Source organism: Psychrobacter sp. W2-37-MNA-CIBAN-0211 (assembly GCF_040309405.1).
GTDB classification, from domain to species: domain Bacteria; phylum Pseudomonadota; class Gammaproteobacteria; order Pseudomonadales; family Moraxellaceae; genus Psychrobacter; species Psychrobacter glaciei.
In genome coordinates, this window is the sequence record NZ_JBEOOU010000003.1 from 262,700 (window position 1) to 288,013 (window position 25,314).

24 protein-coding genes are annotated in these 25,314 nt (G+C 44.7%); 15 read left to right on the forward strand and 9 right to left on the reverse strand.

Translation table 11 applies throughout. The annotated features are described in order from the left end of the window. Positions 1-31: 31 nt before the first annotated feature. The 6 genes from AAEY72_RS05725 to AAEY72_RS05750 all read left to right on the forward strand — a co-directional run bounded on the left by AAEY72_RS05725 (position 32) and on the right by AAEY72_RS05750 (position 6,513). Positions 32-559 (forward strand): disulfide bond formation protein B, encoded by a 528-nt coding sequence (locus AAEY72_RS05725; protein ID WP_352309779.1) that lies wholly within the window; start codon positions 32-34, stop codon positions 557-559. A 692-nt stretch (positions 560-1,251) separates the two neighbouring features. Then, the gene (locus AAEY72_RS05730; protein WP_352309780.1) at positions 1,252-1,890 is read left to right on the forward strand and encodes a copper resistance protein NlpE N-terminal domain-containing protein; all 639 of its coding nucleotides are present in this window, start codon (positions 1,252-1,254) and stop codon (positions 1,888-1,890) included. Positions 1,891-2,261: 371 nt separating this feature from the next. Then, positions 2,262-3,782 (forward strand): UDP-N-acetylmuramate:L-alanyl-gamma-D-glutamyl-meso-diaminopimelate ligase, encoded by a 1,521-nt coding sequence (gene mpl, locus AAEY72_RS05735; protein ID WP_352309781.1) that lies wholly within the window; start codon positions 2,262-2,264, stop codon positions 3,780-3,782. Between the two features lie 435 nt (positions 3,783-4,217). After that, entirely contained in the window at positions 4,218-4,472 is a 255-nt protein-coding gene (locus AAEY72_RS05740; protein WP_010197661.1) for a GlsB/YeaQ/YmgE family stress response membrane protein, read from the forward strand. A 199-nt stretch (positions 4,473-4,671) separates the two neighbouring features. Next, positions 4,672-5,226 carry a peptide deformylase gene (gene def, locus AAEY72_RS05745; protein ID WP_352309782.1) on the forward strand — a complete coding sequence of 185 codons (555 nt, stop codon included), beginning with the start codon at positions 4,672-4,674 and terminating at the stop codon, positions 5,224-5,226. A 111-nt stretch (positions 5,227-5,337) separates the two neighbouring features. Then, complete coding sequence (locus AAEY72_RS05750; protein WP_010197659.1) at positions 5,338-6,513, forward strand: type III PLP-dependent enzyme; 1,176 nt, start codon at positions 5,338-5,340, stop codon at positions 6,511-6,513. Positions 6,514-6,607: 94 nt separating this feature from the next. Here the strand turns inward: AAEY72_RS05750 and AAEY72_RS05755 are convergent, their stop codons facing one another. The 3 genes from AAEY72_RS05755 to dnaJ all read right to left on the reverse strand — a co-directional run bounded on the left by AAEY72_RS05755 (position 6,608) and on the right by dnaJ (position 9,761). Continuing rightward, positions 6,608-7,510, reverse strand: coding sequence for a secretin GspD/PilQ domain-containing protein (locus tag AAEY72_RS05755; protein ID WP_352309783.1), 903 nt, complete (start codon positions 7,508-7,510; stop codon positions 6,608-6,610). An 82-nt stretch (positions 7,511-7,592) separates the two neighbouring features. Next, positions 7,593-8,447 carry a 4-hydroxy-tetrahydrodipicolinate reductase gene (dapB, locus tag AAEY72_RS05760; protein ID WP_352309784.1) on the reverse strand — a complete coding sequence of 285 codons (855 nt, stop codon included), beginning with the start codon at positions 8,445-8,447 and terminating at the stop codon, positions 7,593-7,595. A gap of 183 nt (positions 8,448-8,630) precedes the next feature. After that, positions 8,631-9,761: a molecular chaperone DnaJ gene (gene dnaJ / locus AAEY72_RS05765; RefSeq protein WP_201589129.1), complete on the reverse strand. Its 1,131-nt coding sequence runs from the start codon at positions 9,759-9,761 to the stop codon at positions 8,631-8,633. 570 nt (positions 9,762-10,331) lie between these two features. On the opposite strand from dnaJ, the gene AAEY72_RS05770 reads away from it, so the two are divergent. Then, on the forward strand, positions 10,332-10,982 hold the full coding sequence (locus AAEY72_RS05770; protein WP_352309785.1) for a DUF2939 domain-containing protein: 651 nt from the start codon (positions 10,332-10,334) through the stop codon (positions 10,980-10,982). 43 nt (positions 10,983-11,025) lie between these two features. Next, positions 11,026-12,075 (forward strand): homocysteine S-methyltransferase family protein, encoded by a 1,050-nt coding sequence (locus AAEY72_RS05775; RefSeq protein WP_352309787.1) that lies wholly within the window; start codon positions 11,026-11,028, stop codon positions 12,073-12,075. Positions 12,076-12,157: 82 nt separating this feature from the next. Here the strand turns inward: AAEY72_RS05775 and AAEY72_RS05780 are convergent, their stop codons facing one another. Next, positions 12,158-13,810, reverse strand: coding sequence for an isovaleryl-CoA dehydrogenase (locus AAEY72_RS05780; protein WP_352309788.1), 1,653 nt, complete (start codon positions 13,808-13,810; stop codon positions 12,158-12,160). 67 nt (positions 13,811-13,877) lie between these two features. Here AAEY72_RS05780 and AAEY72_RS05785 point away from each other — a divergent pair, with 67 nt between their 5' ends. Next, positions 13,878-14,699 (forward strand): PaaX family transcriptional regulator, encoded by an 822-nt coding sequence (locus AAEY72_RS05785; protein ID WP_352309789.1) that lies wholly within the window; start codon positions 13,878-13,880, stop codon positions 14,697-14,699. A 78-nt stretch (positions 14,700-14,777) separates the two neighbouring features. Here AAEY72_RS05785 and AAEY72_RS05790 read toward each other — a convergent pair whose 3' ends face one another. Continuing rightward, positions 14,778-15,842, reverse strand: coding sequence for a disulfide isomerase DsbC N-terminal domain-containing protein (locus tag AAEY72_RS05790; RefSeq protein WP_352309790.1), 1,065 nt, complete (start codon positions 15,840-15,842; stop codon positions 14,778-14,780). 488 nt (positions 15,843-16,330) lie between these two features. Then, positions 16,331-17,035, reverse strand: coding sequence for a pseudouridine synthase (locus AAEY72_RS05795; RefSeq protein WP_210540969.1), 705 nt, complete (start codon positions 17,033-17,035; stop codon positions 16,331-16,333). A 245-nt stretch (positions 17,036-17,280) separates the two neighbouring features. On the opposite strand from AAEY72_RS05795, the gene AAEY72_RS05800 reads away from it, so the two are divergent. The 4 genes from AAEY72_RS05800 to AAEY72_RS05815 all read left to right on the forward strand — a co-directional run bounded on the left by AAEY72_RS05800 (position 17,281) and on the right by AAEY72_RS05815 (position 20,136). After that, the gene (locus tag AAEY72_RS05800; RefSeq protein WP_352309792.1) at positions 17,281-17,877 is read left to right on the forward strand and encodes a YigZ family protein; all 597 of its coding nucleotides are present in this window, start codon (positions 17,281-17,283) and stop codon (positions 17,875-17,877) included. Positions 17,878-17,988: 111 nt separating this feature from the next. Then, complete coding sequence (locus AAEY72_RS05805) at positions 17,989-19,056, forward strand: YheT family hydrolase (protein WP_352309793.1); 1,068 nt, start codon at positions 17,989-17,991, stop codon at positions 19,054-19,056. Positions 19,057-19,102: 46 nt separating this feature from the next. Beyond that, positions 19,103-19,645: an acyl-CoA thioesterase gene (locus AAEY72_RS05810; protein WP_352309794.1), complete on the forward strand. Its 543-nt coding sequence runs from the start codon at positions 19,103-19,105 to the stop codon at positions 19,643-19,645. 113 nt (positions 19,646-19,758) lie between these two features. Then, the gene (locus AAEY72_RS05815; RefSeq protein WP_194620548.1) at positions 19,759-20,136 is read left to right on the forward strand and encodes a DsrE family protein; all 378 of its coding nucleotides are present in this window, start codon (positions 19,759-19,761) and stop codon (positions 20,134-20,136) included. Positions 20,137-20,251: 115 nt separating this feature from the next. On the opposite strand, the gene AAEY72_RS05820 is transcribed toward AAEY72_RS05815, so the two are convergent. Continuing rightward, positions 20,252-21,166, reverse strand: coding sequence for an abortive infection family protein (locus AAEY72_RS05820; RefSeq protein WP_352309795.1), 915 nt, complete (start codon positions 21,164-21,166; stop codon positions 20,252-20,254). Positions 21,167-21,496: 330 nt separating this feature from the next. Here AAEY72_RS05820 and AAEY72_RS05825 point away from each other — a divergent pair, with 330 nt between their 5' ends. After that, on the forward strand, positions 21,497-22,540 hold the full coding sequence (locus AAEY72_RS05825) for an NAD(P)H-dependent flavin oxidoreductase (protein WP_352309796.1): 1,044 nt from the start codon (positions 21,497-21,499) through the stop codon (positions 22,538-22,540). A gap of 264 nt (positions 22,541-22,804) precedes the next feature. Here AAEY72_RS05825 and AAEY72_RS05830 read toward each other — a convergent pair whose 3' ends face one another. Together AAEY72_RS05830 and AAEY72_RS05835 are read right to left on the reverse strand one after the other, a co-directional pair. Continuing rightward, positions 22,805-23,749 (reverse strand): alpha/beta fold hydrolase, encoded by a 945-nt coding sequence (locus AAEY72_RS05830; protein WP_352309797.1) that lies wholly within the window; start codon positions 23,747-23,749, stop codon positions 22,805-22,807. A 198-nt stretch (positions 23,750-23,947) separates the two neighbouring features. Next, positions 23,948-24,673 carry an aspartate/glutamate racemase family protein gene (locus AAEY72_RS05835; RefSeq protein WP_352309798.1) on the reverse strand — a complete coding sequence of 242 codons (726 nt, stop codon included), beginning with the start codon at positions 24,671-24,673 and terminating at the stop codon, positions 23,948-23,950. Positions 24,674-24,982: 309 nt separating this feature from the next. Here AAEY72_RS05835 and AAEY72_RS05840 point away from each other — a divergent pair, with 309 nt between their 5' ends. Next, on the forward strand, positions 24,983-25,237 hold the full coding sequence (locus AAEY72_RS05840) for a DUF2798 domain-containing protein (RefSeq protein ID WP_352309799.1): 255 nt from the start codon (positions 24,983-24,985) through the stop codon (positions 25,235-25,237). Positions 25,238-25,314: the final 77 nt, after the last annotated feature.

The window sequence follows — 25,314 nt, forward strand, 5'->3', positions numbered from 1 at the left end:
TTATTGATTATATTATAAGAGTACTCGACCAATGCAACAGCTAACCACTTATCGTAACTTGCAAGTATTTTTAGTATTAATGGCAGTGATAGGAATGAGTTTTGCACTGTTCTATTTACAGCGCCATCTGGGTCTATCACCTTGCCCACTTTGTATTTTTCAACGTGTTGGCCTCATAGTAATGGGCGGTTTTGCCTTAATATCAGCACTGTTTAATCCAAAATCTAAAGTGGTAAGACTCATATTATGGCTTGGTAGCTTAGCAGGTATTGGCTGGGCGACTGCGGTTGCTGCGCGTCATGTCTGGTTACAACATCTACCTGCTGATCAAGTCCCTTCGTGTGGTCCAGGTCTGAACTATTGGATGGACACCCTTCCTATTCTGCAAGTGTTTAAAGAAGTTTTTGCAGGTTCTGGCGAATGCGCCTCTGTCGACTGGACACTTATGGGCTTAAGTATTCCTGAGCAATCACTGATTCTTTTTAGTATTCTATTAATCGTACACGTACTGATATTGTGGCGTATCATCCGCCCTACCGCAGCTGTTCGTTGTGCTTAATGATAACTGAAGCGGTTGACGGTTCAATAAAACGGTAACCCTTTATCTTTTCATAAAATGGCAACTCTCTAGATATAGAGGTTTGCCATTTTTTTATTCTTTCTTTATCGTCATTACTAATTCTAAACGCCCTTGTTCACTGCATTCACTGCCCCTTCATCCCACTTATCCTCTTTATCATACCGCTTGATAACAAAAAGTCCACATAGGCATCTGTGATGCTTTGATATTGTATGAAAGCTTATGTGCACAGTTGGCATAAGGATATGCTTTGGCTATCCTGTCATTAACTGCAAGCCATTGCCTAATAAGTACCATGTCTAATAAGTTAAATATCTAGGGCGTGTCTTCATTTCAAAAATGGTGATAAAAATGAGATAAATTGCCGTCAAACAAGAAAAATAGCGCAGATAATATCGGGATATTAACCAGCTATTTGACGATGTTTGGCAAGATTTAGCCATTTTTAGCCCATTTAGATGACTATCGAGTGAATTGAAGACACGCCCTAATAAGCTTGACCCTATTACTGATCGATACCAACCGATAAACGCATACTATCAGCGCCTAATGCTGATTTAGTCTCGGTAAGCTTGTCCGCTTTTGTCCCTGATAATAGCGCCAAATCGATCTTAACTGACAATACTCGTAACGTTTCTAGAATCTATATTAAAAACTGTTTTTGGTATGCCATGATATATCTTACGTCTATTTTCTCTACTACTTCTAAAACCATAAAACGCTCTGGTCGACTGCTGTTAGCGGTGCCCATCTGTTTGCTACTTCTCGGTTGCGACAGTTCTTCGTCTACGACTAATAAAGGGGTGAGCACTAAAGTTGCCCCCGTCGATAATGCGGAGCGCTCTGACCTGCAAGGGGTCGCCGATGACTCGCAAGACAATGGGCAAGCGAACGCTGATGCGCTGGCTAATGCAGATACTGGACAATCCCTTATTAGCGCCGCACAGCCCACTGATGACACGCATGCACGTAGCGCACCGATGATTTCAGAGTCGAATAATGATAGTGCGCTACAAGCTACATTGATGGGCGATTATGGTGGTATGGTTCCTTGCTCGTCTTGCGATAATATCGACATTACTTTGAACTTGTTTGCTGATGGCTCAGTACTAAAAAAGAGCCTCTATAACAATGCTGAGCCGCCGCGCCAGCCACTGCTTGAGTCGGGTATCTATAGACAAGACAATGATACGATTACGATTGTTTATGAAAGCAAAAATATCGAAACTTACCATATCCAAGACAACCATTTGGTGATGATAGACGAGTATAAAAAACCTGACAACGACTACACGCTGTCACGCAAATAAAAAAGCAGCGGCACAAAATATTTAGGGTATGTTGGACAGTCGTAAATAGGCGCTTTTAATACTATCGTCGAAGGATCAAACACACCCTAATATCGCGGCATCCAATGATGCTAAATAAGCCAAACCATCCGTTGAATGACGCCTATCTATCGGGCGTTTTTTATTGGTCATCCAACAGTGTTTACTTTACAATAAGCCCTTGTCTGCCCTCCTGATTGGTTGGCGATTACTTTTAGTTCTTGCTACAGCAATATAACCAGTAATAGCGACATTTAGGTTAAGTGTGTCCTAAAAAGCCACGGTTGATATCGGTAATTTTTGGGATAATACTGTATTTTTATTCTTTTCATTTAAGCTCGCACGGAACGTCTATGCATATTCATATTCTTGGTATTTGTGGTACTTTTATGGGCTCGTTGGCCTTGCTGGCGCGCGAGCTTGGACATACGGTCACAGGCTCAGATGCCAATGTCTATCCGCCGATGTCCACCCAACTTGAAAACGCGGGCGTGACCATTGAGCAAGGCTATCTGGTGGCGCATTTGCAACCAGCGCCAGATTTGGTCGTCGTTGGTAATGCCATGAAGCGCGGCATGGATGTCATCGAGTATATGCTGGACACGGGTCTACGCTATACTTCAGGGCCGCAGTTTTTATCTGAGCAGGTATTGCAATCGCGTCATGTGATAGCTGTTGCCGGTACTCACGGCAAAACCACGACGACGACCATGCTCGCTTGGATATTACATTATGCAGGTATCGACACTGGGTTTTTAATCGGCGGTGTGCCACTTGTCGATACCACTGATGAGCGTTTACAGCAGGTCTTCGCTCACAGCAGTTATTTGGGCGCTGACAAAATTGATAATGACGATTCGGCAAATACTGGCTATTTTGTCATTGAAGCAGATGAATATGACTCTGCATTTTTTGATAAGCGTTCAAAGTTCGTTCATTACCGCCCGCGTACGGCTATTTTAAATAACCTTGAATTTGACCATGCGGATATTTTTGCGGATCTCAATGCTATTCAGACCCAATTTCATCATATGGTGCGCATGATTCCGAGCACTGGTAAAATCATTATGCCCGCGGCGACTGCTAGCTTAGAGGATACGTTGGCAAAAGGCGTTTGGACACCCGTTTGGCGAACCACCGTGCTCGATTCAGCAGCAAACACTACCAATGTAAAAGATGATAATTTAGACAATAACAGCGAGTGGCAGGCTGAGCTTATCAGCGAAGATGGTGGTCAGTTTAGCGTAAGTTTTGTTGCTGACGCTGCGGATAAAGACGCCACGGGAGTCGTGGATTGGTCGATGAGCGGTATTCATAACGTGAATAATGCGCTGGTGGCTGTTGCGGCAGCTTATAATGTTGGTGTGTGTGTCAAAACGGCTTGCGCTGCATTGTCTGCCTTTGCTGGTATTAAACGTCGCATGGAGCTGATCGGTGAGGTAAATGACATCTTGGTCTTTGATGATTTCGCCCATCACCCCACTGCCATTACCACTACGTTAGATGGTGCCAAAAAGAAACTAGCGAACAGACGTATTTGGGCCATCATTGAGCCACGTAGTAACACCATGAAAATGGGCATTCATCAAGACAGCTTGGCTGAGTCCGCGGCTCTCGCCGACTATACACTGTGGTATGAGCCGACAGGACTAGAATGGGGTCTAAAAGACGTCATTGATCAGGCCACTGCTACAGGCACTAATACTACAAACTCCACTATGAGCAACCAACAAGTGCTCTCTAGTGTCGATGCCATTATCGAACATATCGACACGCATGCAAGAGCTGGTGACGCCATTGTGATTATGTCTAATGGTGGTTTTGAAGGTATTCATCAACGCTTATTAACTGCGCTACATAACAAAGCTATATAACAAAGCTATATAAAAAAGCTATATAAAAAAGCTATATAAAAAGGCCACGTAACAAGGCTATGTAAAATGTATCAATGTGCCAATTGATGACATGCCCAAGCTAGTACAGATTTGGTTTTGAATAAGAGCGTTGCTTATTATGAAAGAGCAACGCTTTTTTATTATCAGACTTTTTGATTATTTTGGAATGTCTCAGCATTTGCAAACGCAACTGATAAGTCATGAGTTGCGTTTGCGACTTCGCTACCTTCTTAACCTTTCATTTACCTATCCTACGTGTATCTTAGCAAATCGATAGTTTTCCTCACACAGCTCATACACTGGTAACATTTCGCGCTTACCTTTAGTTCTAGACAGTCCCTACAATGTAGTTATCGAAATTAATAAACGAATTAATAAATAACATATAATTGATAATAAATTTAGGAGAATGATATGAGCTTTATTTGGATGATTATTGTAGGTTTGGTCGCAGGTTTATTGGCACGAGCTATCAAGCCAGGTAGCGACCCTATGGGTTGGATAATGACCATCGTATTGGGTATTGTTGGTGCTTTAGTAGGTGGCTTCTTGGCTGGACTAATCGGCATAAATGCTGACGGTGGTTTTACTGGTCTAATATTCTCAGTAATCGGTGCCATAATCTTACTATTCATCTATGAGATGATTATGAGCAAGCGTCGTATCTAATCACGTTTAATGTGATATACGATTCACAAAAAAAGGTCTGGCGATAAGCGAGACCTTTTTTATTGTCTGGCTGTATTGCGCTTATCCATAGCGACATAAACACAGCGATATCAACAGGTGGCATTGATAAGCATTACTTTTGTCCCCATTTATCTTATAATAGCTCCACTATTTTATATTTATTATTGAGGTGAGCCGTATGGCATTACTCCCTATCTTAAGCTATCCAGACCCGCGCTTACGCACCCTTGCAAAGCCTGTCAAGGAAGTCACTGCTGAAATAAAAACCTTAATCGCTGATATGATTGAGACCATGTATGATGCCCAAGGTATTGGTTTGGCTGCCAGTCAAGTAGATCGTCATATCCAGCTCATCGTTATCGATTTGTCAGAAGACAAAAATGATCCTAAGGTTTTTGTTAACCCGAAAGTCACGCCATTAGTGGAAGAAAAGCAACCATACGAAGAGGGTTGTTTGTCCGTACCTGAAGTCTATGACAGTGTTGAGCGCCCAAACAAAGTGCGTATAGAAGCCTTAGATGAGAATGGTCAAAAAATCGATGAAGAAGTAGAAGGCTTGCTTGCCGTCTGTATTCAGCATGAAATGGATCATCTGAATGGGGTCATATTCGTCGATTATTTATCACGTCTCAAACAAACTCGAGCGCGTGACAAAGTTCGTAAAGTGCTCAAAATACGTGAAAAACAGGGTGAGCAATCCGCTGAAAAACAGCCGCAAACCACCAATGCTTAATACAACCCGTCTTTAGAGCGTTTGGGGATTTTTTGCTCGATCATTCTAAAGCGACGCTATTTTTTATTATCCACCACATATTGTTTTTATTAAAGGTTTCCTACCATGACCATGATCAAAATTGACCAATATTTTGACCCTGCCGGCTGGCAGAAATTCACCAAAGCTGCCGAAGGTCGCGAAACCCCATTTTTAGTGGTGGACCTTAGCCGTATCAAAACCAAATATCATGAAATGGTTGGTTTTTTTCCGAATGCCAAGTTGCATTATGCGATGAAAGCCAGCCCTGCAGTTGAGGTCATTAATTTACTGGCCGAGCTTGGTTCAAACTTTGATTGTGCGTCCATTTATGAGCTTGACCGTGTCCTTGACTGCGGCGTTGAGCCATCGCGTATTTCTTACGGTAACACCATCAAAAAAGCGGAACATGTCAAATATGCATTTGAGAAAGGCATTGATTTGTATGCGACTGACTCAGAAGCCGATTTAAAAAATATTGCTAAGCATGCCCCTGGTTCAAAAATCTTTGTCCGTATCTTAGTACAAGGCTCTGAGACCGCTGAATGGCCATTATCCCGCAAATTTGGTTGTCATCCGAATATGGCGATTGAGCTGTTGATTCAAGCCCGTGATTTAGGTCTGGTGCCTTATGGCATCTCGTTCCATGTGGGTAGCCAACAAAAAGACGTTGCCGCTTGGGATGATGCTTTAGCCAAAGTCAAATATATGTTTGACTGGATGAAAAACGAAGAAGATATTAAGCTGCAAATGATTAACCTAGGTGGCGGTTTTCCAGCCAACTATATCAGTGAAGTCAATCCGGTAAAAGTCTATGCTGAAGAAATCACTCGTTATTTGACGGATGACTATAATGACGAAGACATGCCAGAGATTATCCTAGAACCCGGTCGTTCATTGGTTGGTGGTTCAGGGGTGCTGGTCAGCGATGTGGTGCTCATTTCGCGTAAGTCGAACACCGACTTGACGCGTTGGGTATACACCGATGTGGGCTTATTCCAAGGCTTAATTGAAACCTTGGGTGAAGCGATCAAGTATCCGGTTTATACGCCTAAGATGGAAACGTCAACCAGCGAAGGTACGGTCGTGTTAGCCGGTCCAACTTGTGATTCGACTGATATCATGTATGAAGAAGCAGGCTATCAGTTGCCAGAAGAGCTGGAAATTGGTGATAAAATCTTTTGGTTAACCACTGGTGCTTATACTAATTCTTACTCATCTGTTGAGTTCAATGGTTTTCCACCGTTAGAAGTGATTTATATTGACTAATTCTCAGTGAATGGTCAGAAATAAGAAAAGCGCGGTACTGTGACTAGCAGTGCCGCGCTTTTTTATGACAAAAACAATATCAATCCATGCAATGCTACTGCACCATTATCCAGATTGGCGTACTGTTAGTATTATTCATAGCGCGATTACTTGCATAAGTTGAGCGTTGGGTTTGGCTATTCTGTGAAATCTGACCGATAGTCACCCACTGTCCACGTGGCACGATAATGGTACTATCTAAGCGCTGACCTTGAATGGCTTGATGACTATTTTGATCATAAGACGCATTAGAACGCACGAGCCTCTCTTCAACTTGTGATAACTGCACTTCGACTTGACCATTAGCAAGCAGCCTTGGCGTAACGGCAATACCTTGCGTCGTTGGCAATAATACTTGCTGCTGAATAATAATTTGTCCCGACGGGCGATTATAAGTTGGGTACGTATTAGTCTGAGTCAGCGCATAGAGCGTGCCTGTGCTGATACTCGCGGCACTGCCTGACAGCGTTTGTACTTGATATAAATTATTTGTTTGCTGTTGGCTGTTGCGCTGGTTAATCATGCCTGCGCCTTGAATACCTCGATTGGTGATAATAACCTGCCCTTGCTGGATACTATCTTTAGCACTGCTATTATTGCCCACACGCACAGCGACCGTTAACGCTTGTGGTTGGCGGTCAATTTGGCTCAATAGCTGCTGTATTGCCTGATAGTTGGCAGCAGTCGTGCGGAGTACCAGCTTATCCTGATAAGTTGCAACTGTGCCACCATCGCGACTGGTATTTAGCTGCTGACGCACTGATGGCAATAATGCATCGCCACCATAGGTATGAATGACGTAGGTTTGGTAAGTGGCCGCTTGTACGGTGGCTGGTAAGATAGCTATGATTACGCTAAAGGTCAGGGTAAATACTGTTTGAAGTACGTAGCTAGCACTTTTGAGAGAAGTCAAAGCGCTACTGAGCTTAGCTCTTATAGTCAATTTAGCCTTATTCATACGCCTATCCTCACCACTATTCAGCACCCATCACACCAGCAATCAAGAAGCTATAATCACTCAAACATTAATCATTCAAATTTTAGTCATTTAAACCCAACACATCCTGCATATTATATTGCCCGACTTTTTGCTGAATAACCCAAGTTGCGGCACGTACAGCGCCAGCTGCAAAGGTCATCCGTGCGCGCGCGCGATGGGTAATCTCGACGACTTCACCGTCAGCAATAAACATCACGGTATGATCACCAATGATTTCACCACCGCGAATGGCATGAATACCAATAGTGCCTGCTTCGCGCTCGCCCGTTTGCCCTTCACGACCATAGACAGCAACGTCCTTTAGGTTTTGTCCACGTGCTTCTGCGACCGCTTCTGCCATCATGTAAGCCGTACCCGACGGTGCATCGATTTTATGCTTATGATGCGCTTCAATGACTTCTACATCTGCATCATTGCCAAATGCTTTTGCCGCCATGCCGAGCAACTTTAATGACAGATTAACGCCTGTTGAATAATTACCCGCATAGACGATGGCAATTTGTTCACTTGCCTTTGCCAATACTTGCTCTTGTTGCTCATTGAAGCCAGTCGTGCCGATGACCATCGCCACATCGTTGGCCGCGCAAATCTGCATATTTTGTTCAGTGGCATCAGGCAAGCTAAAATCAATCAGCACATCGATGTCATTTATCACTGTCTGCAAATCGTCGACAATTTGCACCTCTAAACATCCGATAGCAGCGACTTCGCCAGCATCTGCACCCACAAGGCTAGATCCTTGGCGTTCAATCGCGGCGTTAAGCGTGGTTTGCGTGTTATCTTGTACGGCTTCGATGAGCATACGCCCCATACGACCACCAGCACCGATGACACCGACTTTGATGGCTTCTTTGTTTCCACTAGTGATTACTTGCTCAGTTATCTGTTGGCTCATATTTTTACCCTAAAAGCTCTATATTAATAAGAAAGATTTTGAATACTATTTGTCGTAAGTTTAGCAAATATCACCGCCTGAATGGTTTTTTATACTTCCAATAAAAACCCCCAGTGTTTCATGTGAAACACTGGGGGTTTTGTATCTAGTCATTCAACCAAACGAGTTATTAAAACAACTCAGTTAATCGAATAAGTCACCAATCTTTTTGAAGAATGATTTTTTATGCGGTGACTGCTGATGCTTGCTATCACCATCGAGCGTATCTTGAAATTGACGTAACAAGTCTTTTTGCTCGCGAGTCAGATTAACTGGCGTCTCGATGACCACACGGCAGATCAAATCACCTTTCATAGTCGTACGTACTGGCGTCACACCTCTGCCACGGACACGTAATAATTTACCACTTTGCGTCCCTTCGGCGACCTTGATTTTGACTTTGCCATCTAGGGTTGGAATCTCAACTTCTTTACCCAATGCCGCATCGGTAATGCTCACTGGCACGTCCATATAGAGATCGGCACCTTGACGGGTAAAGACATTATGCGGTTTGACGCGTACTTCAACGTATAGATCGCCATTTTGCACGCCTGCGCCGCCAGCTTCACCTTCGCCCGATAAACGGACGCGATCACCATCATCAACGCCTGCTGGGATAGATACTTCTAACGTGCGTGATTTGTCTTTGACGCCATTACCATGACAGTCAGAACAAGGGTTTCTAATCTGTTTTCCAGAGCCGCCACACTGTGGGCAAGCTTGCTGAACGGCAAAGAATCCTTGCTGCATACGAACTTGACCTTGACCATGACACATCTGGCAAGTCACGACATCAGAGGCATTTTTTGCACCCTTACCATCGCAAGTATCGCAAGGTGCAGGTGCGGTAAAGCTGATTTCTTTTTTACATCCGCGCACTGCTTCTTCTAGGGTCAGCTCTATGACATAACGCAAGTCCGAGCCGCGACGTGAACGTCCACCGCCGCCGCCACGTGATTGACCAAAGATATCGCCAAAGTTGCCAAAGATATCACCAAAGATGTCTTGGAAGTTGCCGCCACCAGCACCGCCGCCACCGCCCATGCCATTTTCAAAGGCTGAGTGCCCCATGCGATCGTAAGCGGAGCGCTTACTTTCATCGCTAAGCACTTCATAAGCCATCGACGCTTCTTTAAACTTGTCTTCGGCATCAGGATCATCAGAGTTGCGGTCTGGATGATATTTCATCGCCAGCTTGCGGTAAGCTCGTTTCACTTCCTTACTATCAGCGGTTTTATTGACACCTAATACTTCATAAAAATCGCGCTTACTCATGGGCTCTCCTATCGTCTTTACAGTGCCGCCTGCTGGTCGATTCACCAAACCAAATCAATTATCATCTTGTTTCTGTACTCGATTGTTCTTTTAGGTTTCACATGAAACATAGCAGAACACGAGCGAATGGAAGCAATAATGGTATGAATCTTATAAGCGAATACGGCGGGATGCTGCTTAGCCAAATCAATTATTAAAAGTTTGCGCTATTTATGGAGATAGCTGAGTAATTTATCAAGCTTTGACGTCATGAAATTACCGACTCGCTAGGTTTGGTCAGATTAAAAAAGATTCTAGGCCGTGTCCTCATTTTAAAAATGGGTATAAAAATGAGATAAATTGCAGTCAAACGAGGAAAATAGCGCAAATAATATTGGGATATTAATCAGCTGTTTGACGATGTTTGGTAAAATTTAGACATTTTTAGCCCATTTAGATACAATCGCTTGAATTGAGGACACGCCCTAGTAGTAAATGGACAAAGCTTTTTATACCCGCCCAAGGTTAAGTCGTGCTAATATTTAGCGCCATATTGATGCCGATTAAGTTTGCAATAAGGTAAGAATTTTTATGAAAAAACTGCTGGTTTTATTGATCACAATTGCTGTGACCATCTATGCGGGCTCACCTTATTATAGTGCTTATCAGCTCAAAAACGCTTACGATGCCAAAGACGGTGCCACCATCGCTGCCGCCATTGATTATGAGCAGCTGCGTCCGAGTATCGAAGCTCAGCTGACCGATCAATTTGCCAATACCATGACTCAATATCCATTGGTTGCTGAGCTGGGCGGTGCGCCGTTAACTGACGCAGCCAATGGCTTTATCACGCAGGCAGTCGCGGGTGCCATCACCCCGCAAAACATCGAAAAAGTCATCAATACTCAAGGTCAAGCCAATAGCGCGACCAAAGAGCTGGCCGCTGCATGGGCTATCGCGAGCAATCAAGTCGACCTTAAAAACCTGATTCAAAACTTAATCATCCAGCGCGGCGATGTCAATGCGGTGGTCCAAAGCCAAATGCAGCAAATCATGAAAAAACAAGCAGCGGAACTCGAGCAGCAGGCGGCACAAGGATCAGACAGTGACAAGCCGACATTGAGCTATTGTGGTATTAATTGCTTCACTATTAGCGGTCAAGTAAAAGGCTATCCGCTCACGATAGAGATGCAGCGCGACGGTCTGATTCATTGGAAAATCGTTGATATCTTGTTGCCTTAATACGCGTGCTTTACTATTGCACTATCTTAGAAGTGAGACTGTCATGCCAACTCAAATAAGACCTCAGGGCATTCGTGCTCAATCTGACGCTCGTCCTCCAACCACGTTGTTAGATGGTGGAATGGGACGTGAGCTTGAACGGCGCGGTGCGCCTTTTCGGCAGCCTGAATGGTCGGCGCTGGCACTGAGCTTGGCACCAGAGAGCGTTCGTGATATCCATTTAGATTATATAAAAGCTGGTGCTACTGTCATCACGGTCAATAGCTACGCGGTGACCCCTTACCATTTGGGCGATAAATTCTTTAGTGAGGGCGAACAGCTGATAGAAACGGCCGCCAAGCTCGCTTTTGAAGCTGTACAAGAAAGCAAAAAGCTTATTAGCGTAACCTCTACTGCCAGTGCTGCCCCTATAATAGCCCCCGTAAAAATCGCTGGTTGCTTGCCGCCATTGTTTGGCTCTTATCGACCCGATCTATTCGACCCAAAGCAAGCACCGGTGATAGCCCGTCCATTATTAGCCGCGCAGATAGATTATGTGGATATTTGGCTGGTGGAAACACAAAGCAGCATTATAGAAGCGACAACATGGCAGCAGTTGATTACCGAATTTACAGAAAATGAAAACAAAACGACGCCAAAACCTATTTGGATTGCCTTTACGCTAGACGACAGTCAGCTAGACATCGCTGATAACAGCAGCGAAGCAAACCCAGTAAATACACCTACGCTACGTTCTGGCGAAACAGTAGCAGAGGCCGTTCGCGCCATGATGGCTCTGGATGTGACGGCAATACTATTCAACTGTAGTCAACCTGAGGTCATGGATTCAGCATTGCAGGTCGCCAAAGCCATTGTCAACGAAGCAGGAGACACGCAACAACTTGGTGTCTACGCCAATGCCTTTGCTTCCAAGCAAGTCCATAAGCAAGCCAATGCTCAATTGCGCCAAATACGCACAGACACCACACCTAAGCATTACCTAAAATGGGCCACACTTTGGCAAGCATCTGGCGCGGATATCATCGGTGGCTGCTGCGGGATTGGCGTCGAGCACATTGCCTTACTTGCCCAGCATATAAAAGATACACCGTAAAAAAGTGACGCTGGTATTTATACTGCGAGTTACCTTAAAGTTCTCAAAATCGCCATACATGACGCCACCCTAGCTGGATAATCTATAGTACTGCTGTGGTTGCGCCCGCAGCACGTTCAATTAATTGCGCCACTGGTGCGTCGGGGCTCAAGGTGCCAAAGGTCAGCCCGTGTTCGCCTGCAATGCGCGAGCGGCAAAATTCTGTCGCGATGTCTGTATGATCTCCTAGCAGAAAAATCGACGCCTGTAGCGTCAATGCCAAGCGCTCAATCACATAGCGACTTCGGAACTCAAGCGTCTCAAAATCCTCGAAACGTTCTGCCAAGCATTTAAGTTCGGCATCATAATGCACATTCTTGCCAGCAGCATTTTGCAATTCAGCGAATAGGGCTTCGCGCGTTTCTGGCTCTTTGCGCAAAGCGCGCAGTACGTCGAGGCACTGCACATTGCCACTGCCCTCCCAGATCGAGTTCAATGGCGCTTGCCGATAAAGGCGTGGCAAAATGTTCTCTTCTACATAGCCAATACCGCCTAGACACTCCTGCGCTTCATTGATCAATACGGGTGCGCGCTTACATATCCAGTACTTACCAATGGCGGTCGCAATGCGTGCCAACACAGTCTCATGCGGATCTTTGCCGCTCATTTCAACCGCGCGAGCAACGCGCATGGTCAGAGCAACGGCGGCTTCAGACTCCAACGCCAAATCAGCCAACACATTGCGCATCAAAGGCTGATCGACCAGCAGTTTGCCAAAAGCCTCGCGCTGGCTAGTATGATGAATCGCCTGTACAACGGCTTGGCGCATCTGCGCTGACGAGCCAATCATACAATCCAAACGGGTTAACGCTACCATCTCTAAAATTGTGACGATGCCGCGCCCTTCTATACCAACCAATTCACCGAACGCGCCATGAAACTCGACCTCGGATGAGGCATTGGACCAATCACCCAGCTTATCTTTTAATCGCTGTATCCGAACCGCGTTGCGCGTGCCATCGGGCAAAAAGCGCGGTACTAAGAAACAGCTAAGCCCGCCTTCGGTCTGTGCCAGCACCAAATGCGCGTCACACATCGGCGCTGAAAAAAACCACTTGTGACCGATGATCTCATAGCTTCCATCCTTTTGACGAAGCGCTCTGGTGGTATTACGCCGTAGGTCTGAGCCGCCTTGTTTCTCAGTCATGCCCATACCGATGGTACAGCCCGTCTTTTGTTCCATCGGTAGGCTACGTGGATCATATTCTGCTGATAACAGCTTGGGCAACCATTTTTCTGCCAATGCCGGTGCATGGCGTAGCGCAGGAATTGCTGCATAAGTCATCGACATCGGGCAACCAAAGCCTGCATCCGCCTGCGAGCCAAGATACATCACCGCCGCCCGTGCCACATGCGACCCTTCACGATTTTCATGGCGCCAAGCAAAGCTACTCATGCCGTATTCCATCCCAGCTGCCATCAGCTCATGATAGGCAGGATGAAACTCGACCTCATCTATCCGATGACCATAGCGGTCAAAACTGCAAAGTTTAGGAGGATTTTCATTGGCAGCAAAACCACTATCAATTAAATCGCCACCAGTACGAGCGCCAAATGCACTCAGATGATCCTGCGCCCATGATCCGCCCTCGCGAGCAACCGCTTCCATCAAGGCTATGTCTGTCTGCCATGCATTATAATTTTCTAGCGCAACCGGCTGATTGCACACCTCATGTGTATTGAATTGATTCATCATCGACAACATCCTTACTTGATAGATCGCTTTGGCTTGTACCTTCCATAGTACAATGTTAATATTACATATGGAATCAAATATTGTCAAAAATAGTAATACTTCTTGGCCAACGCCGCGCCTTCTCCTTTTGCGACTACTGACTGTAGCGGACGAGGAAACTTTGACGGCTGCTGAGGCCGTTCGCGCAGGTGCGCTATTTGATATGACCGAAAATAGCGTGCGCGTGACCATGGCACGGCTGACGCAAGCGGGACTGGTCGAGGCAGTCGATGCTGCTATTTATCGCTTGGGTGCTGAGGGGCAAAAACTGGGTGCCGATGTAGCGGCATGGTCGACGGCTGATCAGCGCGTGACAGAGTGGGACAACTCATGGATTGCTGTTACCACGGGCGGCCTACCACGTAGCGACCGTAAAGTGCTCCGCGCCCGTGCTCGCGCGCTTTCTTTGTTAGGTTTCCGCGAGCTGCAGACCGGTCTTTATCTGCGCCCCAACAATCTATCGGGCGGCGTCGAAACCATACGCGCGCGACTGTTAGATCTCGGCTTAGGAGAGGAAGCCGCCGTCTTTAAAGCCAGCGCCTTTGATAGCGTTCGACAGGACAAGGCGTTGTCACTCTGGTCCGATATGCAGCTGGAAGAAAGCTATAAAGAAATCTCGCAACGGTTGCATGACTGGTTGGCTGCTAAAGATACACTACCGCGTGATACTGCCCTACGTGAAGTCTATATGCTCGGTGATGCTGGTATCCGCAGTGTGATTTTTGATCCATTGCTGCCTGCACCACTGGTCAATGAGCGCGCACGGCAACAGTTTTTTGATACCGTCAGGCATTTCAATAGTGAAGGTCGTCGCCTTTGGTATGCGTTTTTTAAGGAAGGTAACTTATAAAAAAGGTCATTTTAAAAGTAACTTATGAAAAATAACTTATGAAAATTGACAGACGATAAGTTATTTAATGCCCAAAGGTTATTTAATACCTAGAAACTCTAAAAATTCAGGACTCTCAAAGCTCGCTTGGTAGAGTACGCCATCCTCACGGTAAATAGCAGGCGTGGCTATGACTGCCAGTCCCGCCGCTTTTTCGCGATTGGGCGTCACATAATCAACATTACAGCTGGCAGCGGCTGGCGTCATTTTTCCACTCAGCATGGCTCTATTAAGGGCTTTGCGGCGGCTGTCCTCATCAGCTTGACACCAGATACCACGCATTTGCGCAGGTGACTGCTCATATATCGGATAGGCAATGGTTTTTACTGTGACACCTTTGGTATTGAGCATAGGAAATTGTTGATGTAGCTTACGGCAATAAGGGCAATTGACATCGGTAGCCACATAGATAATGGCTTTTTCTGCGCTGATGGCTGGATAAGTAATCAGTTGCGACTCATCTAAAGCGGCAAACACCGATTGATTTTTGCGTTTTTCAAACGTTTCATCAAGTCCGATAAACTGACCGTTTTCGATGACGGATATCTCACTATCAGTGATGTATTGCGCATCGTCCGATAGCAAGAAAGGCACTCCTTCTAACGTTGCTCCCCAGATAACGCCCGGCACTGCCGTATAAAAGAAAGGCGTTTTAGCGCTCATATTCTTCAGCGCACTCATATTGGCAAGTAACGATGATTTGACAGCAGCACTAACTGGCTTGCCTATTTGGTCACGATTACTGCGTACTGGCGTTTTGGTTACTACGCGCTTGCTGGGGTTTTTCTGTAGCTCGCCTTGGATGACATAGCGGCCATCCTCAGTGATATGCAATGGCAGCTGTCCTGCTAGGTTGACTTGATACATATTGGGCAACTTAGAAGGCACAATTGAGGTTATCTGCGTCTTAATCCCTGCTTGCGTTAGCAACTGGCGCAAGCGCTTGTCCACCGACTGGCTTACCGTGCCAGCGGCTGGCGTGGTTTGCGCGCTTGAGCTGATTTTGTTATTGGTAGCATCAGTGGCGCTCGGCTCGGCACAAGCTGTCGTCGCCAATAGTATCGCGCTCATCAAACCAGCAGACTTTAATAAAAATTGTTTCACGGAGACAGTCCCATTTGTTATAAAAGAGATGTTTTAACAGACGTGTTCGGCAAGTTTCTCTAACAAGCATCCACTTCATTATGCAAAAACATAGATTAAAAAGATAACGGGACTTTAGCATATGCGCTAACTTTGACAGCGATTAAAAGGCCAAATTTGCAAAATTGCTACTGAGCTTTAAGAGACAGGCAATACAAATATAGATAGGTCAATATAGATAGGTCAATATAGATAGGTCAATATAGATAGGTCAATATAAAAAGGATAAAGCGAGGCTGGGATAATTTTTTGCAGCCTCTGTCGGCGTAGGTACAGCAAGCAAGAAAAATTTGTACCAGCTTCGTGCGTTATATCTTGTATCTACTTTATTCACTATCGACTATAACTGAAAGAAATAACAGACAGCAAAAAGCAGCGCACTTTAATAGTGGCTGCTCATGTTAAATCTTATTTTCACAAATTATTTTAGGGTTCAATAAGGCGAAAATTTAGAATTTGGCAACTTCTTCCTCGGTTAAGAAGCGGCTATCCCCTTTATCGAGACCGTCTAAACTGATATGGCCGATACTGGCACGATGCAGCTCCGTCACTCTATTGCCAAAGTAGCCCATCATCCGTTTGACTTGATGATATTTGCCTTGCTCTAGGGTCAGACGGGCATGCGTCTCATCCATGAACTCAAGGACGGCAGGTTTGGTCTCTTCGTGATCGCCCTCTAGTAGAATTCCTTCGGCGACTTCTTTGACCGCATTTTCTTGCGCTGCGCTATCCATCGCATCAGCTAAAGTCAGCTCATAGACTTTGGCGTGCTCATGCTTGGGACTAGTGACACGGTGCAACCAGCCGCCATCATCACTGATGAGCAAAGCACCCGTGGTATCGACATCCAAACGACCCGCGATACGTAAGCTACCCAATTCTGGTACCGAAATCAGCTCGGTGACGATGGGGTATTCTTTCGCTTTTAAGGTACATTCAAAGCCTTCAGGCTTGTGCAATAGGATATAGCGATTGCCCGCTGCGACCGACAGCGGCTCGCCTGCCCACATGACATCATCATTGACGATATCGACATGGACGCCAGGATCTTTGATTATCTGATCGTTGACCGTGATTTCACCCGCGTGCATAATCTTTTTGGATTCTTTGCGCGACAGCTCGGTGGCCTTACTAATAAATTTATCTAAACGCATACGATTGACTACCATCAGTGTTATGTTACCACTTCCAACCCTACCGCTAACGGGATGAACTTAGCGAAATCGCTAATTCTATCCGCCACGCCGAGGCTACTAGATTAGCACTCGGGCGCGACTCGCTCGTTATCTTTAAGCGTGAGAAATGGTACTATAATGAAAAATTAAATGAACACTGCACCCAATATGGCGACAGTGAAAGTTAGACAAGTTTACCATATCCTACCTAGACCTGATGAAATATGAGCTATCAAACGCTAAAACGTGCCGTCACTGCCCGCCTAGAAATCAAGAAATCTGATTTTATCGCTTATGCGTATCCGGTGCATTCACGCGAGCAAGCAATGTTTCACGTGGAACAGCTACGAGTACAATATGCGGATGCCCGTCACTACTGCTGGGCCTATATCATTGGCGACCCTGATAATACCACCAGTGCAGGCTTCGACGACGACGGCGAGCCAAGTGGCACCGCAGGTCGACCTATATTAAACGTCCTACAACACAAATCTATTGGCAACGTCATCATCATCGTGGTGCGTTATTTTGGTGGTATCAAGTTAGGTGCTGGCGGTCTCACCCGTGCTTATGCTGGCTCAACGCAAGCGGCGGTCGACCAGATGACCTTAAGCCCTTATGTAGCCATGGCGCAAGTACAGATACTCGCAGAGTTTGCAACCGAAGCGCAATGCCGCTATGTGGTCGAGAGTCTAAACGGTCGTATTGATGAGGTCACATATAGTAAGCAAGTCACCCTGACCGTGACGCTCGCTGAGGCAGATATTGAGACTTTAAAAGAACGCCTTGCGATGGATGGACGGGTGTTGGATGACCCTTAAACTATTGATGATTTTGAGTAACCAGACGTTCACTGAAAACCGTTGGTTTTCACCATTGCTAGCGTTATGATAAGCCATTGCTTTTCAATGATAATTAAATAAGACCACCCTATGCCAACTTCAAAATCCACCAAATCTTTCTCACCCGCCCCTTTTAACCCCCCATTTTGGCTGACCAATCCGCATTTACAAAGCATCTTGCCCAAGTTTTTTGCGCCAAAAACACCGAAGTATCGTCGGATGGTGATGCAAGACTCACTAGGTGAGACCGATATCGCTTATGACTTTTATGATGCGCATCCTGTAAAAGCAACCGAAAATGACGAGCGTGAACAGACACCTTTAATTGTGCTGTTCCATGGCATGGAAGGCAGTAGCGACAGCCATTATGCGCGCGCTTTAGCGTATCAAATGCATGCACAAGGCTGGCATTTTGTGGTGGCACACTTTCGCAGTTGTGGCGGTATTCCAGCCAATGGTCGAGTTTTTTATAATGCGGGCGATACCAATGAATTGCATCACGCGCTACAAAATCTCAGCGAGCAATACGCCCATATTTATGCGGCTGGGGTATCACTCGGTGGCAATGCCTTGGCAAAATACATGGGCGAGTATGGAGATAAAGCCATCTGCAAAGGCTCGGCTGTCATCTCTGCGCCCGTCGATATGTCATCGGCTGCGCTCAGTATGCACAGCTTTTTGAGCCATCGCATCTACACCCCTTACTTACTCAACCCCATTATCAAAAAAGCGTTGGCAAACGACATTACCAAAGAAGAAATCGATGCGATCAAAGCGGTCAATCGCATCAGCGACTTTGATGATATCTTCACCGCGCCGCGTCATGGCTACCGCTCCAACAATCACTATTATCAATCTTCTTCTGCCCTCCCTTATTTGATCACTGTGACCAAGCCTTTACTATTAATCAGCGCCAAAGACGACCCTTTTATCGGCTTTACCGCCACGCCAAATGATGTGTCTGACAGCGTCACCATCCTCGACACTAAGCACGGTGGTCATATCGGCTATCTGCGTTATCGCTCAGACAAAAAACAATCGCAGAGTGAACAGGCAAAGGGTAAAAAAGCCAAAGCCTCAAAATTTGATATTAATTGGATACCCGAAACCGTCAGTGCTTATTTCAACTCTATTGGCGTACCTTCTAATAATAAATGATAATCTGACACGCTAAATCCTAACTTTTAACTTTTGAGACTGCTCTATGTATCCTTTTCTTCGCTATGCCAGTACCATCGCCTATGCCGCGCTGCAAGTAAAGAGGGGCAATACCTTAACGTTTAAAGATACCAGCGAGATTAAGTTGCGCTGCCGGTTGTCAGATATTGATAACTTCCTTGAGATGAATAATGGGCGTGTGTTAACCCTTTATGATATGGGGCGTACGGACTTTGCGGTACGTACCGGACTGGGCAAACAGCTATTAAAAAATCGCTGGGGCTTGGTGGTCGCAGGCAGTACCATTCAGTATCGCAAGCGTATTCGCGCCTTTGATAAAGTCACGATGAAAACGCACATTGCAGGCTTCGATGAACGCTGGATGTATATCGAGCAGTCGATGTGGGTCAAAGGCAAGCCCTGCTCGTCTGCCCTATTACGTACTGGCGTGACCGAAGGCGGTAAAGTCATCGAAACGGCACGTGTGCTTGCAGCGTTAAATCAGTCTGACTGGGAACTACCGCCAACTGGCTATGTCGCTGAATGGATAGAGAGTGATAGTGATCGTCCATGGCCACCAGTAGGTTAAGTAACTTAAGCAATACTATTTGATAACAATACACTATATAAAAAAGTATAATAAATGGTAGTCTATTAGTCAGTCAGTTATTTACTATGACAAAACGCTAATAGGAGAACCATATGATTAACACAACAGATTATGTCGGTACATTATTTGATAATAGTGAATCAAATCCAAGCAAAATTACCCTAGCCTTCACGATGGCAGGCGTGGCGCTTAAAAAAGGTCATTCTGCCTCAGTGATATTGATGGTTGATGCGGTACATTTGGCATTGCCGAACGCTTTAGATGACGTCAATATTGGCGCGCCATTTGAACCTGCTGGCGAGTTGTTAGAAGCCTTTATCGAAAAAGGCGGTCAAGTATTGGTCTGTAGCGCATGTATGAAACATGGTGGCGTAGAAGAATCGGCCATTGATAAACGCTTCACGGTTATTAGTGGTGATGATGTGGTTGAGCTGCTGATGAATGCGAAGGGTTCATTGCAGTTGAACTAGTAGCAAAAGTTAAAAAGCAAAGTTATAAGAATGGGTTAGTTTCTTAGTCATCGTTTGGATGGTTTGGAGGCTGACCTATTTTTTACCTTTTGAATAAGCATAATTACTTTAGCAACTAAATTTTAATTATCTTTCTAATTTCGTGTGTTTCCAGTAAATATATAGCTAAAGTGGATGATGCTCCCACTGCTAACTTAGCGTGCCTAGGTTGTAGACCTTTGAAATCACTATCTTTACCATGACCGCTACCATATTCGTTTCTCACCTCAGCAATTCCTTGTACGACAGCGGATAAACTACCTAAAATCTGTCTTATTGACCTTGCCGCTTTTGCTTCGTTAGATATATCATCAGGCGTAATTTTAAGCAGTTTAGTCGTTTCTTTCATTAATTTAGATAAATCCCAGTTTTTATCATACTCTTCTTGCCTATCTTTAAATATTGACTTACAAGCAGTTTCAATCAACTCCTTCGCTACTCCTATAGCCTGATAAGGAGAAGTTTCAATTGACGATTCCATTAAATTAATCTGTTGAGAAACGTAATCAGCGTTAAAAATAACTTTAATTTCGTTACCCTTTTTCTCGATCGATGATTTGCCTGTAAACTTTATTCTACCGCTAAAAACTGGTCTATTAGAGATACGTGTTCTCTCGATAATTTCAAACCCATCATTACTCAGGCTATCATTGAATATACGATGAAGCTTATCCACTTCGTGTAAATATCCTCTTACCACTGGGTGTATCATTTCACATAAAAAATTTAAAAAAGACGCATCATTACATTTTAATAAATTAAATCTTTCATCATTAAATATCCAATTATCTTCCCAATCATCATTATTAAGTCTGTGTTGCCAAATATCACCTGCTGCATCCGAAAATCTAGGGTCTCTAGAAGGCATACTTTCTAAATCGTACAGTCTAGATAAAAATTCCATTTCATCTAGCTTTCCTGCCCACCAAATCTCTTCTATTTTTAAGATATCAAATATGTCACGTCGAGTAATTTGAGATATTTTATTCATTATTTATTTCAACTTTCTTTGGCTAGATATTTAGTAATATCAAGTATATGTATTAATAAGCTTTAACTACAGTTTTATAGTCAACTATTTTAACTACAAAACTGTAGTTAAAATCCACTTCCCTTCTATTCAGCAACTAAATACACATTATCTAACACGCACGCCATCCAGCTTTGCTAAAGTAAGTCATGAAAATTTTCTAATAATACCATTCCTAAAAATCCGAGTAGCAAGGAAAACGAGTGCAAGTACTACATTTGGTAGACTAAGCGAGTTTGATACCGCTAATCGTATTTTTGGGTTTGGTAAAAAATAAAAAGGAAGCCAGTCATGACCTTACTGAACACCCTTAATCTAACCTACCCTATCGTGCAAGCGCCCATGGCAGGCGCAACCACACCTGAGCTGGCGGCAACGGTCAGTAACTTTGGTGGACTGGGGTCGTTAGGGAGTGGGACGACGGCACCAGATGTTTTGCATGATCACATTAATAGCCTTAAATCGCTCACCGATCGCCCTTTTATGATCAATCTAATGGTGTTATCTGAGCGTGATTCTAATACCTTGGATAGCGAAATTCCTACTTGGTTGAGCCAGTACTATCAAGTAAATGACATAGACATGGCGCTACCTGAGCGCCCAGCGCCAAACTTTGCAGAGCAGCTACAAGTGCTCTATGACAATCCAGTCCCTATTGCCAGTTTTACCTTTGGCATTATCAGCACCGAGCAAGTGCAACGTTTACAGAGTCTCGGTACGCGCGTCATCGGTACGGCCAATCATCCATTAGAAGCGAAAGCATGGGCCGATATTGGTGCAGATGCGGTATGTGTACAAGGGGTCGAAGCGGGTGGACATCGTGGTGGCTGGCTCGCGCAAAGTGAAAATGATCCATTGGGATTATTGACGCTGATTAGTCAAACGCGCGCGTGTACCGATATTCCGTTAATCGCAGCAGGTGGCATCATGACTGAGCAAGCCATCAAAGCGATTCAAGCAGCTGGTGCTGAGCTGGCACAAATAGGTACGGCTTTTTTGACCACCGATAAATGCGGCATTAATAATATTTATAAGCAAGCGCTACTCGATGCCAGTCAAGATAAACGCAGTGCTGAGACACGCTTGACAAGACTGTTTTCAGGTAAGCAGGCACGTGGTTTATTGAACGATTATCTGCGTGACTTTGCGCAATTTGAAAGCGCGCATGAGCTGCCGCCTTACCCACAATTAAATGCGATGACCAAAGTTTTGCGTGGCCATGCGACCAATAATCTTGACCCAGAACATCAGTCTTTATGGGCAGGACAAGGGGTCGCTTTGGTCAGACAAGAAAGAACGATTGAGTTGTTAGAGCGACTGGTGAAAACGCTATAGTTTGATTGACGTCAGTTAGGTTCTAATTCAGCATTTTAATTTTGCCATTTTTCAGGATTAAAAATCCAGCTTATAATAGCTAAATTTCAGGCCTAACTATGTCCAGTGGATTCACTTTATACCAGTCGCACCTAACTAGTAATGTATCGATTTTATTCTGAACTGATTATAGTCAAATCATTCAAATTATTACTCTAAACAAAAAAAGGAACACCAGACATTGATTCTAGTGTTCCTTTTTTTGAGTACAATTTTTCTAAATTACTACTTTTTTAGTCCTGCACGAAACTTCTTATAATCTTTTGCCGTATCTTCCACCGCTTCTACCATCGGCACGTGACCCACTTCTGACATCATGATGACCTGTGCTTGTGGCATCAGCTCGCTCATTATTTTGGCAGTTTCAGGTTTGATGACCTTGTCCTCTTCTCCCCAAACGATTAACGTCGGAATGTTGTATTGAGCGACCACTTTGGCACGTGCCTCTACATTGTCTTCGATGATCTGTTTGAGTATCTTAGTATTTAGCGCCCGATTGGCGATGCTTTCTTGGGCAAAGACCGCTTGCACGCTTTTTGGAACATAAGGCGGCTTGTACATGACCGTCTTATACATCGCAAAATACTCTTCAGTGTTGTCAATCAATAACGGGCTATTATCAAGGTCTGACGCTTTGAACTCTCGTTGTGTCTCGGCTGACCAAAATCCGCCACTGTTCAATAACCATAGGCTTTTGACGCTATTAGGATACATCGCTGCATAGGCGACACTGATAGCACCGCCCATCGAGTTGCCCCCGACATGGATAGCGGATGCCAACCCTTTGGCTTGTAGCAGTTCGTGCAGGCGCTTTGCTTGAGCATCTGCGCGGTAGTCTCCCTCTGATGGCTTGCTAGAGTTACCAAAACCTAGTAGATCAGGGACAATCAGATGATAATCTCCTAATTTATCGGCGATACGGGTAAAGTTGTCTTTGTTACCACCAAAACCATGAATCAATAGTAAAGGCTCGCCAGCTAAGTTGCCGCCCTCTAAATAAGTCATCTGCTCGCCAGATGCCAGCGTCATAGCTTTGGTCTCAAGGTCTGATTTATTGCGCTCATACTGTACGAGCTTTTGGGTCGTGGCGACGGTAAAACTATTGGGCGTCGTACATCCTACGACAGAAAGAGTCAGTAGAGCAGCTAAACTCGTGCGCAGTAATGTCATTGAAACATCCTCGTTTATGGTTGGCAAAAAATCTTGAATACTTAATCTTAGCATAAGCCCATTTATGGCAAATTGGTTTATGATTACGCGCAAGTCAATGTTTTTACGACAACGAGGATATTAAGGTATCTACTTTATTCAATCGACAATGTTCTATGCAATTGATAGTGTTTTAAATAAGCGAGTGGAGGAAATGCGTTAGTCTTCACCCAGCAAGAATGCTACCGCCGCTGCCGCATGAATGGCAGTAGTATCAAACACTGGTATTGAGCTATCGGCTTGTTTAATCAGCAAGCCAATCTCAGTACAGCCTAATATCACGCCCTCTGCCCCTTGTGCTGCTAAATCCTTAATCACTTGGCGATAATATTCTCGTGAGCTGTCTTTAAATTGACCGACACACAGCTCTTTTTTGATAATCCGATGTACCTCTACGCGCTCATCATTTTCAGGGATGAGCACTCGCAAGCCTGCATCGATTAAACGCTGTTTATAAAAATCTTGGGTCATCGTAAACTGCGTACCTAATAATGCAATTTTAGTCAGACTCTGCTTTTTGATAGCGTCAGTCGTCGCATCAGCAATATGAATCACGGGTACACTGGTCACGGCTTGCACGTCATCGATCAATTTGTGCATCGTATTAGAAGCAATCATTATCCCGTCTACGCTAGCGGCTTGTAAACGCTGAGCACTACTGGCCATTATTACACCCAGTTCAGCCCATTCATCTTGCTCTTGGAGCTCATTAATGGGGCCAAAATCTACGCTATGTATGAGCAAATCTGCTGAATGTAATCCGCCCAGCTTATCCTTTATCCCTTCATTAATCAGACGATAATAGCTCTCGGTACTCTCCCAACTCATACCGCCGATGATCCCTAAGGTTTTTTGTTGAGCGTGTCGTTGCTTTTGAGCGGTCATGTTACTGCCTTATTTGTTTGTGGTGATCGATTTTATCTTAGCAAAAATAGCATACTAAAGCCTGCTAATTTTTGAAAAAATGCTTTCTTAAGATAAACATTAGGGTCGTTAAGATATGGCGAACTTTGAGATGAGTAATAACGATTTTACCCGCTCGATTTCACAGAGTATGATAAACGCTGATAGCCAACTGCTTTGTCAGTTATGATCATTGATCATTGATCATTGATCATCTAAAAATTATATACATAATATATGCCAGCATCATAGGCTGAGCATCGCGATAACCATGTAGGACAACCGAATACTATGGCCAATTTTCCCACTATTAGAATACGCACGCGCCGCAAATACTACCGACTTATTTTTACGGGTTTGATGGCGATGATGATGTCGCTCATTATCTCGACAGCATTGATATTGGTCAAAGTAGGCTTTATAGATGGTTTCTTTATGGAGCTGATGCACTCATGGGGACTGGCCTTTATCTTTGCATGGCCCAGCGCTTATATCTGCGCCTACCTAGTGCAGGAGCATGTGTTGAGTAAAATTGAGTTTTATTGAGTTAAACGAGCCAGATAAATTTTAAACTTAAGTCCACCTCTACCATATAAAAACAGCTAAGATAAGCCACACCGTTT

Excerpts from the sequence above, each read along its gene's own strand:
- AAEY72_RS05725 (WP_352309779.1), top strand. The coding sequence starts at position 32 with ATGCAACAGCTAACCACTTATCGTAACTTGCAAGTATTTTTAGTATTA.
- AAEY72_RS05740 (WP_010197661.1), top strand. The coding sequence starts at position 4,218 with ATGAGCTTTATTTGGATGATTATTGTAGGTTTGGTCGCAGGTTTATTG.
- AAEY72_RS05840 (WP_352309799.1), top strand. The coding sequence starts at position 24,983 with ATGGCCAATTTTCCCACTATTAGAATACGCACGCGCCGCAAATACTAC.
- AAEY72_RS05755 (WP_352309783.1), bottom strand. The coding sequence starts at position 7,510 with ATGAATAAGGCTAAATTGACTATAAGAGCTAAGCTCAGTAGCGCTTTG.
- def (WP_352309782.1), top strand. The coding sequence starts at position 4,672 with ATGGCATTACTCCCTATCTTAAGCTATCCAGACCCGCGCTTACGCACC.
- AAEY72_RS05800 (WP_352309792.1), top strand. The coding sequence starts at position 17,281 with ATGAGCTATCAAACGCTAAAACGTGCCGTCACTGCCCGCCTAGAAATC.
- mpl (WP_352309781.1), top strand. The coding sequence starts at position 2,262 with ATGCATATTCATATTCTTGGTATTTGTGGTACTTTTATGGGCTCGTTG.
- dapB (WP_352309784.1), bottom strand. The coding sequence starts at position 8,447 with ATGAGCCAACAGATAACTGAGCAAGTAATCACTAGTGGAAACAAAGAA.
- AAEY72_RS05825 (WP_352309796.1), top strand. The coding sequence starts at position 21,497 with ATGACCTTACTGAACACCCTTAATCTAACCTACCCTATCGTGCAAGCG.
- AAEY72_RS05750 (WP_010197659.1), top strand. The coding sequence starts at position 5,338 with ATGATCAAAATTGACCAATATTTTGACCCTGCCGGCTGGCAGAAATTC.
- AAEY72_RS05795 (WP_210540969.1), bottom strand. The coding sequence starts at position 17,035 with ATGCGTTTAGATAAATTTATTAGTAAGGCCACCGAGCTGTCGCGCAAA.
- AAEY72_RS05810 (WP_352309794.1), top strand. The coding sequence starts at position 19,103 with ATGTATCCTTTTCTTCGCTATGCCAGTACCATCGCCTATGCCGCGCTG.
- AAEY72_RS05785 (WP_352309789.1), top strand. The coding sequence starts at position 13,878 with ATGGAATCAAATATTGTCAAAAATAGTAATACTTCTTGGCCAACGCCG.
- AAEY72_RS05830 (WP_352309797.1), bottom strand. The coding sequence starts at position 23,749 with ATGACATTACTGCGCACGAGTTTAGCTGCTCTACTGACTCTTTCTGTC.
- AAEY72_RS05775 (WP_352309787.1), top strand. The coding sequence starts at position 11,026 with ATGCCAACTCAAATAAGACCTCAGGGCATTCGTGCTCAATCTGACGCT.
- dnaJ (WP_201589129.1), bottom strand. The coding sequence starts at position 9,761 with ATGAGTAAGCGCGATTTTTATGAAGTATTAGGTGTCAATAAAACCGCT.
- AAEY72_RS05820 (WP_352309795.1), bottom strand. The coding sequence starts at position 21,166 with ATGAATAAAATATCTCAAATTACTCGACGTGACATATTTGATATCTTA.
- AAEY72_RS05815 (WP_194620548.1), top strand. The coding sequence starts at position 19,759 with ATGATTAACACAACAGATTATGTCGGTACATTATTTGATAATAGTGAA.
- AAEY72_RS05805 (WP_352309793.1), top strand. The coding sequence starts at position 17,989 with ATGCCAACTTCAAAATCCACCAAATCTTTCTCACCCGCCCCTTTTAAC.
- AAEY72_RS05730 (WP_352309780.1), top strand. The coding sequence starts at position 1,252 with ATGATATATCTTACGTCTATTTTCTCTACTACTTCTAAAACCATAAAA.
- AAEY72_RS05835 (WP_352309798.1), bottom strand. The coding sequence starts at position 24,673 with ATGACCGCTCAAAAGCAACGACACGCTCAACAAAAAACCTTAGGGATC.
- AAEY72_RS05780 (WP_352309788.1), bottom strand. The coding sequence starts at position 13,810 with ATGATGAATCAATTCAATACACATGAGGTGTGCAATCAGCCGGTTGCG.
- AAEY72_RS05770 (WP_352309785.1), top strand. The coding sequence starts at position 10,332 with ATGAAAAAACTGCTGGTTTTATTGATCACAATTGCTGTGACCATCTAT.